Annotated in this window: 13 protein-coding genes; 10 read left to right on the plus strand and 3 right to left on the minus strand. The window is 61.8% G+C overall.

Annotated features, from left to right (window positions below; all coding sequences use genetic code 11):
• Window positions 1–78 precede the first annotated feature (78 nt).
• The 8 genes from eat (at window position 79) to N805_RS19495 (ending at window position 7,622) form a co-directional block, all read left to right on the plus strand.
• The gene (gene eat / locus N805_RS19460; RefSeq protein ID WP_019472366.1) at window positions 79–1,527 is read left to right on the plus strand and encodes an ethanolamine permease; all 1,449 of its coding nucleotides are present in this window, start codon (window positions 79–81) and stop codon (window positions 1,525–1,527) included.
• 46 nt (window positions 1,528–1,573) lie between these two features.
• The gene (locus N805_RS19465; RefSeq protein ID WP_019472365.1) at window positions 1,574–2,968 is read left to right on the plus strand and encodes an ethanolamine ammonia-lyase subunit EutB; all 1,395 of its coding nucleotides are present in this window, start codon (window positions 1,574–1,576) and stop codon (window positions 2,966–2,968) included.
• An 8-nt stretch (window positions 2,969–2,976) separates the two neighbouring features.
• Window positions 2,977–3,795 carry an ethanolamine ammonia-lyase subunit EutC gene (gene eutC, locus N805_RS19470; protein WP_026034571.1) on the plus strand — a complete coding sequence of 273 codons (819 nt, stop codon included), beginning with the start codon at window positions 2,977–2,979 and terminating at the stop codon, window positions 3,793–3,795.
• 107 nt (window positions 3,796–3,902) lie between these two features.
• Window positions 3,903–4,361: a GNAT family N-acetyltransferase gene (locus tag N805_RS19475; protein WP_019472363.1), complete on the plus strand. Its 459-nt coding sequence runs from the start codon at window positions 3,903–3,905 to the stop codon at window positions 4,359–4,361.
• Between the two features lie 269 nt (window positions 4,362–4,630).
• Window positions 4,631–5,278 carry a DedA family protein gene (locus N805_RS19480; RefSeq protein WP_019472362.1) on the plus strand — a complete coding sequence of 216 codons (648 nt, stop codon included), beginning with the start codon at window positions 4,631–4,633 and terminating at the stop codon, window positions 5,276–5,278.
• Between the two features lie 20 nt (window positions 5,279–5,298).
• Window positions 5,299–6,114 carry a zinc-dependent peptidase gene (locus N805_RS19485; RefSeq protein WP_019472361.1) on the plus strand — a complete coding sequence of 272 codons (816 nt, stop codon included), beginning with the start codon at window positions 5,299–5,301 and terminating at the stop codon, window positions 6,112–6,114.
• Window positions 6,115–6,207: 93 nt separating this feature from the next.
• On the plus strand, window positions 6,208–6,735 hold the full coding sequence (gene ppa / locus N805_RS19490) for an inorganic diphosphatase (RefSeq protein WP_016484715.1): 528 nt from the start codon (window positions 6,208–6,210) through the stop codon (window positions 6,733–6,735).
• Between the two features lie 185 nt (window positions 6,736–6,920).
• Complete coding sequence (locus N805_RS19495; RefSeq protein ID WP_019472360.1) at window positions 6,921–7,622, plus strand: LexA family transcriptional regulator; 702 nt, start codon at window positions 6,921–6,923, stop codon at window positions 7,620–7,622.
• A 288-nt stretch (window positions 7,623–7,910) separates the two neighbouring features.
• Here N805_RS19495 and N805_RS19500 read toward each other — a convergent pair whose 3' ends face one another.
• Window positions 7,911–10,769, minus strand: a complete 2,859-nt coding sequence (locus N805_RS19500) for a TonB-dependent receptor (protein ID WP_019472359.1) — start codon at window positions 10,767–10,769, stop codon at window positions 7,911–7,913.
• A gap of 270 nt (window positions 10,770–11,039) precedes the next feature.
• On the opposite strand from N805_RS19500, the gene N805_RS19505 reads away from it, so the two are divergent.
• Together N805_RS19505 and N805_RS19510 are read left to right on the plus strand one after the other, a co-directional pair.
• The gene (locus N805_RS19505; protein WP_019472358.1) at window positions 11,040–11,579 is read left to right on the plus strand and encodes a sigma-70 family RNA polymerase sigma factor; all 540 of its coding nucleotides are present in this window, start codon (window positions 11,040–11,042) and stop codon (window positions 11,577–11,579) included.
• On the plus strand, window positions 11,572–12,531 hold the full coding sequence (locus N805_RS19510) for a FecR domain-containing protein (RefSeq protein WP_019472357.1): 960 nt from the start codon (window positions 11,572–11,574) through the stop codon (window positions 12,529–12,531). The genes N805_RS19505 and N805_RS19510 overlap by 8 nt, the downstream gene beginning before the upstream one ends.
• A 12-nt stretch (window positions 12,532–12,543) precedes the next feature.
• Here N805_RS19510 and N805_RS19515 read toward each other — a convergent pair whose 3' ends face one another.
• Window positions 12,544–13,764, minus strand: a complete 1,221-nt coding sequence (locus N805_RS19515; protein WP_019472356.1) for a glycosyltransferase family 4 protein — start codon at window positions 13,762–13,764, stop codon at window positions 12,544–12,546.
• A 355-nt stretch (window positions 13,765–14,119) separates the two neighbouring features.
• Window positions 14,120–16,297, minus strand: coding sequence for a TonB-dependent siderophore receptor (locus N805_RS19520; RefSeq protein ID WP_026034569.1), 2,178 nt, complete (start codon window positions 16,295–16,297; stop codon window positions 14,120–14,122).
• Window positions 16,298–16,372 lie beyond the last annotated feature (75 nt).

Genomic DNA, 16,372 nt, shown 5'->3' on the forward strand with positions numbered 1-16,372 from the left:
TCTGGCTCGCTTCCTGCAGTACCCATCACCATCGGCCCGGGCCCCTTCCGGCCACCAAGAAAAAGAACAGGTGAATCTATGCCAAGCGATCATTCCGCCGGCTCGCCGGCAGGCTCTTCCGTCGACTTCGAAAAAGTCGGGTCGGACTATTTCCAGCAACGTGAACTGAAAAAAGGCGCGGCCGGCTGGGTACTGCTGGTTGGCCTGGGCGTGGCCTATGTCATCTCCGGCGACTATGCCGGCTGGAACTTCGGCCTGGCCCAGGGCGGCTGGGGCGGCATGTTCCTCGCCACCTTGCTGATGGCCACCATGTACCTGTGCATGTGCTTCTCGCTGGCCGAACTGTCGTCGATGATCCCCACCGCAGGCGGCGGCTACGGCTTTGCCCGCAGTGCGTTCGGCCCGTGGGGCGGTTTTCTGACCGGCACGGCGATCCTTATCGAATACGCTATCGCACCGGCCGCCATCGCGGTGTTCATTGGTGCCTACTGCCAGTCGCTGTTCGGTATCGGCGGCTGGATGATCTACCTGGCGTTCTATATCGTGTTCATCGGCATCCACATCTTTGGGGTGGGTGAGGCGTTGAAGCTGATGTTCATCATCACCGCCGTCGCCGCCATCGCCCTGGCAGTGTTCCTGATAAGCATGGTGCCCCATTTTGATGCAGCCAACCTGTTCGACATCGCCAAAACGGACGCAGTAGGCGCCAGCAGCTTCCTGCCGTTCGGCTATGTCGGCGTGTGGGCGGCGATCCCTTACGCCATCTGGTTCTTCCTTGCCGTCGAAGGCGTGCCGCTAGCTGCCGAAGAAACCAAGAACCCCAAGCGTGACCTGCCACGCGGCCTGATCGGCGCCATGCTGGTACTGCTGGCCTTCGCCCTGCTGATCCTGGTGGTCGGCCCTGGCGGCGCCGGCTCCGAAGCGCTGAAGGCATCCGGCAACCCGCTGGTCGAAGCGCTGTCCAAGGCTTACGGCGGCAGCACCTGGATGGGCGGCTTCGTCAACCTGGTCGGCCTGGCCGGGCTGATCGCCAGCTTCTTCTCGATCATCTACGCCTATTCCCGGCAGATCTTCGCCTTGTCCCGCGCCGGCTACCTGCCGCGCAAGCTGTCGGAAACCAACAAAAGCAAAGCCCCGGTACTGGCCCTGATCATCCCCGGCATCATCGGCTTTGCCCTGTCGCTGACCGGCCAGGGCGACTTGCTGATCCTGGTGGCGGTGTTCGGCGCTACGCTGTCCTATGTACTGATGATGGCCGCGCACATCACCCTGCGCATCCGCCGGCCGAAGATGGAGCGCCCGTACCGCACCCCCGGTGGCATCTTCACTTCGGGCGTGGCGCTGGTGCTGGCGTGCATCGCCGTGGTTGCCGGCTTCCTGGTGGACCCACGGGTGGTGATTGGCGCCGCAGTGATTTATGCGGTATTGATTGCCTACTTTGCTTTCTACAGCCGCCACCACCTGGTCGCGGGCACGCCGGAAGAGGAATTCGCCGCCATCCAGCAGGCCGAAGAGGCCTTGCACTGATTGCCGCCACCCGCCGCGGGGCAACCCGCGGCTCTGGAGATTCTGTATGGCAAGTTTCGTACACACGGTAGGCCACCTGGTCTACCGCTTCGACAGCCTCAAGGACGTGATGGCCAAGGCCAGCCCGGCACGCTCGGGGGACTTCCTGGCAGGCGTCGCAGCCAGCAATGACGGCGAGCGTGTCGCCGCGCAGATGGCGTTGGCCAATATCCCGCTGACCCACTTCCTCAATGAAGCACTGATCCCTTACGAAGCCGATGAAGTCACCCGGCTGATCATCGATACCCACGATGCCCAGGCCTTTGCCCCGGTCAGCCACCTGACCGTGGGCGGCCTGCGCGACTGGCTGCTGAGCGAAGAGGCCACTGAAGACAGCCTGCGCGCCCTGGCGCCGGGGCTTACGCCAGAAATGGCTGCGGCGGTGTCGAAGATCATGCGCGTGCAAGACTTGGTGCTGGTGGCGCAGAAGATTCGCGTGGTTACCCGGTTCCGCGGCACCATGGGCTTGCGCGGGCGCTTGTCTACTCGCTTGCAGCCCAACCACCCGACCGACGAGCCGGCCGGTATCGCCGCCAGCATTCTTGACGGCCTGCTGTACGGCAACGGCGACGCGATGATCGGCATCAACCCGGCCACCGACAGCATCGCCTCGATCTGTGCCCTGCTGGAAATGCTCGACGCCATCATCCAGCGCTATGACATCCCCACCCAGGCCTGCGTGCTGACCCATGTCACCACCTCGATCGAGGCGATCAACCGTGGCGTGCCGCTGGACCTGGTGTTCCAGTCCATTGCCGGCACCGAGGCGGCCAACGCCGGGTTTGGCATCAACCTGAACGTGTTGCAGGAAGGTTACGAAGCGGGCCTGTCGCTGAAACGCGGTACCCTCGGGCAAAACCTGATGTATTTCGAAACCGGCCAGGGCAGCGCACTGTCGGCCAACGCCCACCATGGCGTCGACCAGCAAACCTGCGAGACCCGCGCCTATGCCGTGGCCCGCCACTTCAAGCCGTTTCTGGTCAATACCGTGGTCGGTTTCATCGGCCCGGAGTACCTGTACAACGGCAAGCAGATCATCCGCGCGGGCCTGGAAGACCACTTCTGCGGCAAGCTGCTGGGTGTGCCGATGGGCTGCGACATCTGCTACACCAACCACGCCGAAGCCGACCAGGACGACATGGACACCCTGCTGACCCTGCTGGGGGTGGCCGGGATCAACTTCATCATGGGCATCCCCGGCTCCGACGACATCATGCTCAACTATCAGACCACCTCGTTCCACGACGCGCTGTACGCGCGCCAGACCCTGGGCCTGAAGCCCGGGCCGGAATTCGAGGCATGGCTGGCCCGCACCGGCATCTTCACCCAGGCCGATGGCCGGGTGCGCTTTGGTGACAACCTGCCACCGGCCTTCCGCCAGGCCTTGGCACAGCTTGCATAGGGATGACCATGGACCACCGCACGCCTACCCCCGACAACCCTTGGCTGGCCCTGCGCAACCTGACCCCGGCGCGCATCGCCCTGGGCCGTGCCGGCACCAGCCTGCCGACCGGGGCGCAGCTGGACTTCCAGTTCGCCCATGCCCAGGCCCGCGACGCCGTGCACCTGGCCTTCGACCATGCCGGCCTGGCTACCCAGCTGGGTGACCGTGGGCGCGAAAGCCTGGTGCTGCACAGCGCTGCCAGTGACCGCCACCAGTACCTGCAGCGCCCGGACCTGGGCCGGCGCCTGAACGAAGCGTCGATTGCCACCCTGCGCCAGCATGCCCAGGCCAACCCCGGCGGCGTCGACCTGGCCATTGTGGTCGCCGATGGCCTGTCGGCGCTGGCCGTGCACCGCCACACCCTGCCGTTCCTGACCCGCTTCGAAGAACAGGCCGCCGCCGACGGCTGGACCAGCGCCCCGGTGGTGCTGGTGGAGCAAGGCCGCGTGGCGGTGGCCGACGAGGTCGGTGAACTGCTGGGCGCCCGGATGACCGTGATGCTGATCGGCGAGCGCCCGGGGCTGAGCTCGCCCGACAGCCTTGGTCTGTATTTCACCTACGCGCCAAAGGTCGGCCTGACCGATGCCTACCGCAACTGCATTTCCAATATCCGCCTGGAAGGGTTGAGCTACGGCATGGCGGCGCACCGCCTGCTGTACCTGATGCGCGAAGCCTGCCGGCGCCAGCTTTCGGGGGTGAATTTAAAGGACGAAGCCGAGGTCCATAGCCTGGAAACTGAACACACCAGCAACCAGAAGGGCAACTTCCTGCTGGGCAAAGGGTAAAAAACCTGTCACGGAAGGCGGATTGCACTTGCGACCTGCATTGGGCAGGATGCCCTTGAAAGCTGCTGGCATTCCGCTGTTTCCCCAATGGACTCTGAGGGCCGCACATGCGCATCATCAAGGCAACCCTGGAACACCTCGACCTGCTCACGCCACTGTTCGTCAAATACCGTGAGTTCTACGGGCAGCTACCCTACCCCGACAGCTCGCGCAGCTTCCTGGAAAAGCGCCTGAAGCGGGATGAATCGGTGATCTACCTGGCACTTCCCGATGATGACGACAGCAAGTTGATGGGCTTTTGCCAGCTTTACCCAAGCTACTCGTCGCTGTCGCTCAAGCGCGTGTGGATTCTCAATGACATCTACGTGGCCGAAGACTCGCGGCGCATGCTGGTCGCCGACCACCTGATGCGTGAAGCGAAGAAAATGGCCAAAGAGACCAATGCCGTGCGCATGCGGGTGTCGACCAGCGCGAACAATGAGGTCGCGCACAAGACCTACGAATCCATCGGGTTTCGTGAAGATACCGAGTTCAAGAGCTACATCCTGCCCATCAGCCAGGAATGACCCGCATGCCTGTACCGGCCTCATCGCCGGCAAGCCAGCTCCCACAGGTTGACCACTACCTCAGGGCAGTAGTTAACCTGTGGGAGCTGGCTTGCCGGCGATGAGGCCGGTACAGTCGATACCACTATCCAGGCCTTTCACCGTAACCCCCCGCTACAAACTCCCCGGGCATGATCCTCACTTCGCCGTATAATGCCCCACCTGTCATGTGTGAAAATTTACCCATCCCCAGGTAACCCAGCCTACGCCCAAGAACACAGGTGCTGTACATGGATTTCAACCCGTTGGACCTTATCCTGCATCTCGATGCCTACCTCGATCTGCTGGTCACCAATTACGGTCCCTGGATCTACGCCATCCTTTTCACCGTGATCTTCTGCGAAACCGGGCTGGTGGTAATGCCCTTCCTGCCGGGCGACTCGCTGCTGTTCATCGCCGGCGCCGTAGCGGCGGGCGGCGGTATGGACCCGGTGCTGCTGGCTGGCCTGTTGATGGCTGCCGCCATCCTGGGCGACAGCACCAACTACGTGATCGGCCGAACAGCCGGCGAGCGGTTGTTCAACAACCCCAACTCGAAAATTTTCCGCCGCGACTACCTGCAGCGCACCCACGAATTCTATGAACGCCATGGCGGCAAGACCGTGACCCTGGCGCGTTTCCTGCCCATCCTGCGCACCTTCGCACCGTTCGTCGCCGGCATCGCCCACATGCATTACCCACGTTTCCTGGGCTTCAGCGTTGCCGGTTCGCTGCTGTGGGTCGGCGGCCTAGTCACCTTGGGCTACTTCTTCGGCAACGTGCCATTCATCAAGCAGCACCTGTCGCTGATGGTGGTGGGCATCATCGTCCTGTCGCTGGTGCCGATGATCCTCGGCCTGTTGCGCGGCCGCCTGGGCCGTGCGGCCAAGGCTCACTGAACACTCAGAGAACAGCAGGCATGTGGTCGTTCAGCGCCTGGCGGCGCAAGCGCGCACTGGCGCGCTACCCCATCGAGCCAAAGCAGTGGCAGGCCGTGCGCGAGCGCCTGCCCATGCTGGACGGCATCAGCGACGACGAAGACCACTGGCTGCGCGAAGCCTGCATCCTGTTCCTGCTCGACAAGCACCTCACCTGCTTGCCAGGCGTTGAACCCGACGACGAGCAGCGCCTGTTGCTGGCCGCCCAGGCGCAGCTGCCGCTGCTGCACCTGGGTGAGCTGAACTGGTACCAGGGCTTCCACGAAATCATCCTGTACCCCGACGACTTCAAGAGCCCCCAGCGCCACCGCGATGCCAGTGGCGTGGAGCACGTATGGGACGGTGAGCACAGCGGCGAGGCCTGGCAACAGGGGCCGATCATCCTGGCCTGGAACGGCGTGCTGGCCAGCGGTGGCTGGGAGGCCTACAACCTGGTCATCCATGAGCTGGCGCACAAGCTGGACATGCTCAATGGCGATGCCAACGGCCTGCCCCCGCTACACAGCGGCATGCCGGTGGATGAGTGGGCAACGGCCATGCAGCAGGCCTACGACGACCTCAACCGCCAGCTGGACAACAACCCCGACGCCGAAACCGCCATCGACCCGTATGCCGCAGAAAACCCGGCGGAGTTCTTTGCCGTCACCAGCGAATACTTCTTTAGTGCCCCCGACCTGCTGCACCAGGCTTATCCGTTGGTCTACCACCAGTTGTCGCAGTTCTACCGGCAAGACCCGCTGGTGCGGCTGCACCGGCTGCAGGCCGAACACCCCGAATACCGCGAAAGCCAAGCCTGACGGGGCCGCACATCAGGCCAGGCGTGGCATGCCCCGGCAGAATGTGCCTATAATCGCCGCCACTTTTTTGGTCAAACACGGGGGCACTGCCCAATGAGCTACAGCAAGATTCCGGCGGGCAAAGACCTGCCGAACGACATCTACGTCGCCATCGAAATCCCGGCCAACCACGCGCCGATCAAATACGAGATCGACAAGGACAGCGACACCCTGTTCGTCGACCGTTTCATGGCCACCCCGATGTTCTACCCAGCCAACTACGGCTTCATCCCGAACACCCTGGCTGACGACGGTGATCCGCTGGACGTGCTGGTGGTTACCCCTTACCCGGTAGCGCCAGGCTCGGTTATCCGCGCCCGTCCAGTTGGCGTGCTGAACATGACCGACGACGGCGGCGGCGACGCCAAGGTCATCGCTGTTCCTCACGACAAGCTGTCGCAGCTGTACGTCGACGTGAAGGAATACACCGACCTGCCAGCCCTGCTGATCCAGCAGATCGAGCACTTCTTTGCCAACTACAAAGATCTCGAGAAGGGCAAGTGGGTCAAGATCGAAGGCTGGGATGGCGCTGACGCCGCCCGTGCCGCGATCACCAAATCGGTTGCTGCCTACAAAGGCTGATACCGGTTTTAAAAAAAACCCGCCTCGGCGGGTTTTTTTATACCCGAAACGGCGACAACGCCTTCATCGGTAAAAAGTCCTACGCAGTCCTACACCAACGCCCTACAAGCAGGCATTTTTCGTACAAATTCCGTCAACAACCGGTTCATTTCCTTGTGGGTACCGCATCGCTACACTCGCCCCCCATGAACACGTCCGGCGACCGCCTCAAAGCCCTTCTCCACGAATGTGGCCTGTCCCCTTCCGCTTTCGCCGCTCAGCGCAGCGTCACACCGCAGCACGTCAACAACTGGTTCAAACGCGGCGTGCCCCTGGCCCGGCTGGACGAACTGGCCGACCTGTTCTGTGTGTATAGGCGTTGGCTGCGCACGGGCGAAGGGCCAAAACACCCAATCCCGATCCAGCGCAACTACCCGCCACGCCAGGCACCCATCAACCCACCCAGCCCACTGTCGGCACACCGCGCCCGCCAGCTGAAGTTACCCTTTTACGAACTGCGAAACGGCCTGCTTTCACCGGTGCCCAGCAAACACCTGCGCCTGCCCGCAAAAGCGCTGAAAGCGTTGGGTGTGCACGCCGATAACGCCATCTGCCTGGCCATGCCGGCCAGCAACATGCTGCCGCTGGTGCCACTGGAAGCCACCTTGGCCGTCGACCTGGGCATGACGCGGATAATAGAGGGCGAAACCTATGCCCTGCTGCACAATGGGGTGCTCAGGGTAAACAACCTCAGCCTCGGCACGCAGGGCACCCTGTACCTGCACAGCCATGACCGGCGCAATTACGCCGTCGAACGCTACACCCCCGCCCAGCGCCAGGCGCAGGGCCTGGAGATTATCGGCTGGGTATTCCACTGGTCGCATTTCCGCCAGCAGCGGCCGGGCTGAAACAACCTGTGCCATTTTTTGCTGGGCATCCTGCGCGTGCCCTTGTATGCTACGCCGCACATTATGCCCCGACCGGCGCAAGCCGCGGTCCAGAGGGCTCGGCGATACCCCACACGGGCATCTGCCATCTCTTTCAGGCCCTTGATGGCCACACAGTTAAGGCGATTGCGGCTTACCATAAATTAGTCGGAAGCGTCCCCGAGAAGCCGGCCACAAGCCGGCTTTTTAATGCCCGCAGAAATGTCGGGGCGCTGGCGAAACCCTCTGCGCCAACGCCCTCTGCGGCCTTCAGAAGCGCGTCACTACCCCCACCCGCAGCGTCCGCCCCGGTGCCGGCATGAAGCTTTGCGCCAGCGGGTCCAGATAGTAGCGATCGGTCAGGTTCTGCAGCGAAGCATTCACCTCGGTGTTCTCGAGCAACTTGTACTTGAGGAACAGATCAAACAGCGCAACCGAGCGGTATTCCACCTGCGGCGTGGTGGCACCGGACTGCCAGGGCTTGTCGAGGGTATTGGTAGGCCCGGAGGTGTAGGTCACCCGTCCACCCACGGTCAATGCCTCGCCGAAGAAGCGCACGCCGCTCGTCAGGTTGGCTGAAAACCGTGGCGGGTTCTGTGTGTTGGTATAAGAGCCCATGAAACTTCCCGGCGTACAGTTGGGCGTGTTCTCGGTCTTCTGGTACGGGTTGGCCGTGGCGCGAAGTTTGCCGGCGAAGTCCGCGTCGCAGGTCTCGGTCTTGAGATAGTAGGTGGCCGAGAGGTCGGCGAACGCATGGCCGGCATCGTAGTGCGATTGCAGCTCAAGGCCGCGGGTGCTGAAGCTGTCGGTGTTGCTGAAGGTCATCAGGCCCCAAAGCTCCGGGCTTGGGTCGTAGTAACGGGTGATGTAGTTCTTTATCACGTTGTCGAAGTAGGCAAGCTTGACCGCGGCCGAATCGTGCTCGGTAAACAGGTTGTCGCGCAACGCACTGACGCCGATCTCCCAGCTCTGCGAGCGTTCGGGCTTCAGGCTTTTACCGGGGGCGACTTGCTGGGTACCCTGGCTGGTCTCGAACAAAGACGGCAGGCGCAGGCCTTGGGTGTAGGTGACATAGAAGAACGTGTCGGGCATCAGCTCGACATTGATGCCGAATGCCGGCGAGAAGCCGCCGCCACTGCTGCTGCCCTGCGGGCTATGGTCGTAGCCTGTGACCACGCTGCTGATGCCTTCGGAGCCGACCTCCACGCTGGTTGCGCCGAAGTCGTTGAAACGCACGCCATTGAACGGCTCGTTGCTGTTGCCGAAGACGATGCCGTTGTTCAGCCTCGGGTCGGTGGCGTCGGTGTACTGGCCGTTCTGGTCGGGGAACCAGGTCATGCTGCCCCAGCCTTTTGGGCCACTCGCCGATATGTATCGTACCTCGCGGTCCTGACGCCGGGCGGTGGCCAGCACGGTGTTGTCCTTGGTGTGGAAGTGGCTGTAACGGCCACCGCCCCATAGGGTCAGTTGCTCGATCGGCTGGTATTCGAGCTTGCCGTTGAAGCTGAACTCTTGCCGGGAGGCATCGCGCAGGGTGCGGTTGGCATCGATATCATGCTGGGTGATAAGCACACTTTTCTGCGGCTGCAGGTCTTCGAGCTGGAAGGCGCCGCCCAGGTCGAGCTTGAAGTCGCCATGGGTCGTTTCGAACCGGGAGACGTTGTTCAGGTCGCCACCAATACGGCGATTGTCCTGGCGGGTCCAGCTGCGGTCAGAACGAAACAACTGCGAAGCAGGCGCCGTCCAGGCCGAGCTCAAGGTGCTGGTTTTGGCGTCTGTCATCCACAGGTTGCTGGTCAGGTCGACCCAGGGGTTGCCGGCAGGCAGGTAGTGGTAGCGCGCCGTGTAGGTGTCGATCTTCACCGCGCCCAAGGGGTACTGGTAGATACCCGCGGTGCCGAAACGGTAGATGTCGGAAGGCATGATCTCGGCAGTGCGACCGTCGTAGCGGCGATAGCCCAGGTCCAGCGTGTGGTCGTCGGCTATCCGCCAGGTTGCCTTCAGCAGGTACGAGTCGGTTTTCGATGAAGAGTTGAGCACTTCTTCGCCGGCGTTGTAGGTCATTGCAACGCTCGGCTGCTCGCGGCCGTCTTCGTCATGGATGCGATAGCGGTCCTGGCCTTTCTTGCCGGAAAAGTAGTTGCCCTGGTTGCGGTGTGCATACGCCGCCACCACGTCCAGCCGCTCTGTGGTGAAGGCAAAGGCAGCGCTGCCAGACTCAGCCTCGGAGCCAAACAGGCTGCCGCGGCTGTCGCGTGGCGGCGCGGTCAGGCTTTCATCCCTGGAGCTGGCGCTGCGGTGAGCGGGGGCTACGCCGTTGTCCCAGAAATCGCCCTTGAGGCGCACGCCGACCTGCTTGCCGTCCACCAGAATGTCCTGCACACCGATCGTCTGCATCTCCACCGTGCCGCCTATCGCCCCGGACTTGGTCGACGGCCCTTTGTTCACGGTCAGACTGCTGATCAGGTCGGGATCGATATAGCTGCGCTGCTGGGTTCCGCCATAACCTCGATAGACATCCAGGGCCTGCTCAGAACCATCGACCTTGACCGCTACCCGGCTCTGGCCCTGGATGCCGCGGATGTTGACGTCCAGGGCACCGCCATTGCGGGTGTCACCAACCTGCACGCCAGGGATACCGTTGAGCAGGTCGCCCGCAGACACCCGCCCGAAGCGGTCGATCTGCTCGCTGGTCAGGTGCACTGACGAACGTGGCGCTCTGTAGGTTTCCACCTCTGGGCCCTGTGCGGCGGCTTCGACCATCGTCGGCGACAACTCTGCTGCAGCACGGGCACCTGTGCCCTGCGCCATCACCACGTAGGTGCCGGTAGCACTTGGCGCCAGCTGCAAACCGGTATTGGCGAGCAACCGCTGCATGCCCTCGCTGACCGTATACCGCCCTTTCAAGGCGGGCGCCGTTCGCCCGCGGATCAGGTCAGGCTCGTACGACAGCAGCAGCCCGGCCTGGCTGCTGAAGCTGCCGAGGGCTGCTCCCAGCGGGCCTTGGGCAATGTTGTAGTCACGCAGCGTGGCGTCGTCCAGGCGGGTAGCCGTGAGCGCAGCCTTGTAGGCATCCTGGGCCACAACCACGCTGCTGTGCAGCAGGCCTGCAGCGCAGCAACTGGTCATCGTGCAACGCAGGACAAAGGTGATGGGCGACAGGCAAGGCCGAGGGCGCGGAGCAGGTGAAGGACAACGTACTGGGAGCATGCTTTTCTCGCTCGTAGGGTTTGCGCCCACCACTGGCAGTGGGCTGTTACCTCCTCTGTCGCACGAGATCGAAAAAAGGATATGAATGAATGGGCAGCGTCCGAATTTACCGAACTGGCCTTGTGACTTGAGCAATTCTAGTGATAATGGTTTGCATTTGCGACAGCCCATGTATCAATTCAATCGACGATGAATGCCCCCTTCTCCCCGCCTAACAGTACCGAGCCGTGCAGTATCGAAACGCTGTACATCGAGAATCACGCCTGGCTGCGCAACTGGCTTGCCTACCGGCTGAGGTCATGGGGGCGCGGGGTGGCCGACGATCTGGCCCAGGATACGTTCCTGCGTGTGCTGGCCAGCCGCGAGGGCGCGCGGGTCGAGCCGATTCGTCAACCCCGCGCCTACCTGACGCGCATCGCGAACTGCGTGCTGGTGAGCTGGCGGCGCCGCCAGTCGCTGGAGCAGGCGTGGCTCGAAGCGCTGCTGTTGCTGCCAGAGCCCGAGCATCCTTCGCCTGAGCTGCAATATGTGATCCTCGAAACCCTGCATGAGATCGACGCAGTTCTGGACAAGCTGCGACCGCGTGCAAGGCAGGCATTCCTGATGGCGACACTGGACGGCATGAAGCAGAAGGACATCGCCGTGGCCTTGAACATAGCGCTGCCGACGGTGAAGAAGTACATCCACGAGGGCTACCTGGCCTGCCTGACGCAGATGCCCGATGACTAACGGTACTGCAACACCCGACGATGCCATCGCGCAGCATGTGCTTGCCCAGGCAGCCTCGTGGCTGATGCTGATGCAGGAAGGCCCGCTGCTGCCTGCCCAGCAGCTCGAACTGGAACGCTGGCGGCTTGCCAATGATGAGCACGAACGTGCATGGAAAAGGGCGCAGCGCCTGCTTTCACGCCTGGGCAGCCTGCCGCCAACGCTGGCCAGGCAGACCCTGCAACGCCCCCAGGGCAGGCGGGCGGTACTGCGCGGCCTGGTTCTGCTGATGGGTGCCGCACCGCTTGGGTGGTGGGGCTGGCGCTCGCAGGCCGGGCGTTTTACCAGTGATTACCAGACAGCTGTGGGTGAGCGCACAAACGCGCGGCTGGCCGACGGCACACAGATCATCCTCAATACCGACAGTGCCCTGCAGCTGGTTTTCGATAGCGCGCAACGGCTGCTGCATCTGCGCCGTGGCGAGGTGTACATCGTGACCGCTGCCGACCCACGGCCGCTGATGGTGCAGACCGGGCATGGTCAGTTGCTCGCGCTGGGCACGCGGTTCAGCGTGCGCCAGCTGGCCGATGAAACCTTGCTTGAGGTGTATGAAGGCGCCGTGCAGGTACGCCCCGACAGCGCCAGCGTGGCGGCAGGCGAGAACATCATCCGCGCCGGGCAGCAGGTTCGATTCAGCCGGGAGCGTCTGGGCCTTGTCGGGGAGGTGCATGAAACCAGCCTGGCTTGGCAGCGCGGCTTGCTGGTGGCCGATGACATGCCATTGCAACAGTGGGCCCAGGCATTGATGCGCTACGCCGACCAGCGCCTGGAGTGCGACCCCGCGTTGAGCGAACTGCGGGTGTCTGGCACCTTCCCGGTCGATGATCTGCCGCTGGCGTTGGCCATGCTGGCCCAGACCTATGGGCTGCAGGTTCGCCAGGGTGATGGGCGCCTGGTTATCAGTCGGTTATAGGGGCGCCCGTCGTCAGTCATTTGGGGCGCGCGGGCTGGCAGAGGCCGTCAAACTGCTCTTCAGGAATTCCTCGCGCACCTGATGCATCTGCAAGTGTGTTTTCCCCGTCGCATACTCCAACCCCGCAAGCCCCATTTCCAGCGCCAGCTCGGGATGCCGGGCAGCATGACGAATACGGTCTGCCAGGCTGGACGGGTTCCCGGTTTCAAACGTGAGCGTGTTGTGCTTGCTGGTTATGTCCAGCACCCCGGATGTGTCAGAACCGATGACGGGAACGCCCTGGCTGAATGCGTCAAAAATGATGCGGGGTTGTTCCTGTTTCAATGTCGGCACCAACAGCCAGTCATGCTGGGCAATGATGCTGAAAAAGTCTTTGCCGTAATCAACTGCGTTCTGGAACCGCACTTCGATGCCGCCATGGTCTTCAGCTGCAAAGCGTAGGCAGTGCTCTTTGAAATCACCCTCACCCATGAGGGTGACGGTGATATCAATATTTTCGATTTGCAGTTGTTCAATGGCTTCAAGGACTACCAGAACACCTTTATCCAGGACAAGGCGTGATGGGTAAAGCAGTTTGAGTTTACGGTTGCCTTTGGCTTCGAATCTTTTCCTGACGGCGTCCGGTGCCGCGATGTATTTTTTATCCAGCCAGCTGGCAGGGTTGATCAGCGTGCGGCTGCTATTACGCCCAAGAAAATATTCCTTGTAGAAAGACTGAGTAAAGATCCTGGCATTCGCCAGCTTCAGGCAGCGCTTCAACAAAAGGGTGTGCATATGGTGTTCGATGATTGCTCTGAGGCTTCGCGGCTGCCCCTGAGCCAACATCCAGAATGAAGACTCTATGACAATCACCCACTGAAAGCGGAAGAACGGCTTGAGCGGCAATAGATAGAAGGACAAAGGGAATGCCCAACCTGCCCCGTCAGAATGAACGATCCTGGCCTTCTTGCAGGCGTTGATGACGGTGATGAAATTCGGAATAAAATTCTTTAATACTGACGCAAGCCCATAGTCCTTGCGCAACGCATACAACCATTTTACATCCAGATGACCAATGCTTTGCAGCCCGTCGATATTGCTGCCTCGTTCAACAGGGCAGCACATCCCGAAGTTTGCTATGTAGCCCAAATGAAGTTCTATATCTTTGACCCACAAGGGATCTGTGAATACGTCACCTTGCTCGTCTACTACAACAGCAATGCGAGTGAACAGAATGTATGGGTCTTCAATCATATTCCCCTCACAGGGATGCCAAGGACACTAACGGTTGAATTGTCTACATGGGGCCTACTCCTCAATACCAGCCGTCCATCTCAACAACGTTCCAGCGTCCTTGCAAACCTTCTGCACACGCAGCAAGCGCTCCGCATGGGTTCACTCTAGTGCGGCTTCACAGATTGCACACGCGGTGTAGCAACAATTTCTCATCGTTTGCTGCCCCCTTGTAGGAGCGGCCTTGTGTCGCGATGGGGCGCGGAGCGGCCCCGACAATATCTGCGTCGAAGCGGAAATTGCCGGGGGCGCTTCGCGCCCCATCGCGGCACAAGGCCGCTCCCACAGGGACCGCACGCGTGCCGAAATGAGCCGATCAGAAGTCGTAACGCGCCCCAACCATCATGCTGCGCGACGGCCCGTAGAAGTTGAACGTCGACGTCGATCCCACCCGCGACAGGTAGTCCCGGTCGAACAGGTTGTTGACGTTGAAGGTGGCAGTCAGCTTCGAGGTAACCGGGTACGACAGCATCGCATCCACCGTGGCATAGCCCGGTGCATCGATACGCACGCCACCATTCTCGGAATAGAAGCTGCTCATCGCCGATACACCGCCGCCAATGGCCAGGCCCGTCAGCGGGCCTTGGCTGATGGTGTACTTGCTCCACAGCGAAGCCTGGTTGCGCGGCATGATGAAGAACGTGGTTTCGGCGTCACCCTTGAGGGTTTCGGTTTCCATCCAGGTGTAGCCGGCCAGCAGCTCCCAGTTCGGCGTCAGCTTGCCGCTCACTTCCACTTCCGCGCCTTTGACGCGGGTCTTGCCGGAGGCCACCGAGAAGTTGGTGTCTACACCATCCTCATCGTATTCGGTGGTGGCGCGGTTCTTGTCGGTCAGGCGGAATACCGAGAAACGGGTATTCAGGTCGCCGCCAAAGTAGCTGCTCTTGAGGCCGAACTCATACTGCTCGCCTTCACGCGGCTTCAACACCCGGCCGTTGCTGTCGGTGTCGGACTGCGGCTTGAACACCTGCGAGTAGCTGGCGTACAGCGCATGGTTCTCAGTCAGGTCGTAGACCAGGCCGCCATACGGCGTGAAGTGGCCGTCCACGCGCTTGCTGTCGTTGGTGCTGGCACCGCTGCTCAGGGTGGTGGTGTAGAAATCACCGCGGTACCAGCTGAAGCGGCCACCGGCGATCAGCGCCAGGCGCTCGATCGGGCGGAAAGTGACCTTGGAATACAAGCCATATTCCTCTTCCTGCATGCCGGTCTCGGTACTGTAGTTGGGCGACGGTTTGGCGAACTGCTTCGGCGAGTAGGTGTTGACGTTGATGGGGCCCAGGTTGGTGGTGCCGTTGAGGTACTCGGTGTCGTAGTTCTTGTAGTCGGTGCCGACCACAAATTCGCTGACCTGGCCGAGGGTTTCGAACGGCTGGCTGTAGCTGGCGTCCAGCGAGTAGGTGTCCTGAGTGAAGTCGCGGGCGCTGGCGCGCTCGGAATTGGCACCGGTGGTAGCATTGGTCGCGGTGAAGGCATACAGGTAATTGGTGTCGCGGTGCGAACCGCGCGCCGCGATACGGCCATAGCCGCCGTTGTCGAAGCGGTGGGTCAGCTCGGCGACCAGGTCGGTGGTCTTGCCGTCGAAGTAGTTCCAGTCGGCCCCCAGGAAACGGGAATGGCTGAAGTCAGGCACATCCCCGGACAGCGTTGCCGGGTAGCCATTGTGCGGCGTGATGTTTTTCACTTCGTGCATCAGGCCGAACGACAGGGTGGTGGCGTCGTCCAGGTCGACATCCAGCGCACCGTAGTAGCTGTTGCTGGTGTTGGCGTTGTAATCGACTTCGCCATTGGTGTCGTCACGGGACGTGACGAAACGCCCGCGCACGCGCCCGGCGTCATCCAGCGGCCCGCTCAGGTCGATTTCTTCATGGTTGGTGTCCCAGGTGCCATAGCTGCCTTCGACGTGGCCCTGAAACTCGGCAGTCGGGCGCTTGCGCACCATGTTGACGATGCCACCCAGTTCACTGGTGCTGCTGAACAGCCCGGCCGGGCCGCGCATGATTTCGACACGGTCGAACGCCGCCAGCGACGGCACGGTACCAAAGATGCTGGCCATCGGTGCCGGCAGGCCGTCAATGTTGAACTCGCTGTACTCGTAGCCACGGGCGTAGATCGACGACCGGCCGCTGTCGTTGGTCAGGGTACGCAGGCCGGCGGTGTACTTGGCCAGGTCATCCAGGTGCACGAACTGGCGGTCTTTGACGTAGTCCTGGGTGTACACGGTGATGGACTGGGGAATGTCCTTCAGCGCGGCTGGCGTCTTGGTGCCCACGGTCGCTGCATCGACACTGTAGCCACCGGTCGCTTCCGAGGGCAGCATGTCGTACAGGCGGTTGCCTTCGATGGTCAGTGCCGGCAGGTCGAGCGAGCTGTCCTCGCCTGCCGCCTGGGTCGCTACCGTTTCGGCCAGAGCCGACAACGAAAACGGCGCCAGCAACCCCAGCACCAGCAAACCCCGAGCCCGTCGCGAGCTCCCCACACCTTTGAAACCGTTCATGACACACCCTTCACCCAAATGATAGTAATTCGCAAACGAAACAAGTTGCTTTTTGCGAACGATACCGGAGGGAAA

The organism is Pseudomonas putida S13.1.2 (genome assembly GCF_000498395.2).
Lineage (GTDB): Bacteria > Pseudomonadota > Gammaproteobacteria > Pseudomonadales > Pseudomonadaceae > Aquipseudomonas > Aquipseudomonas putida_Q.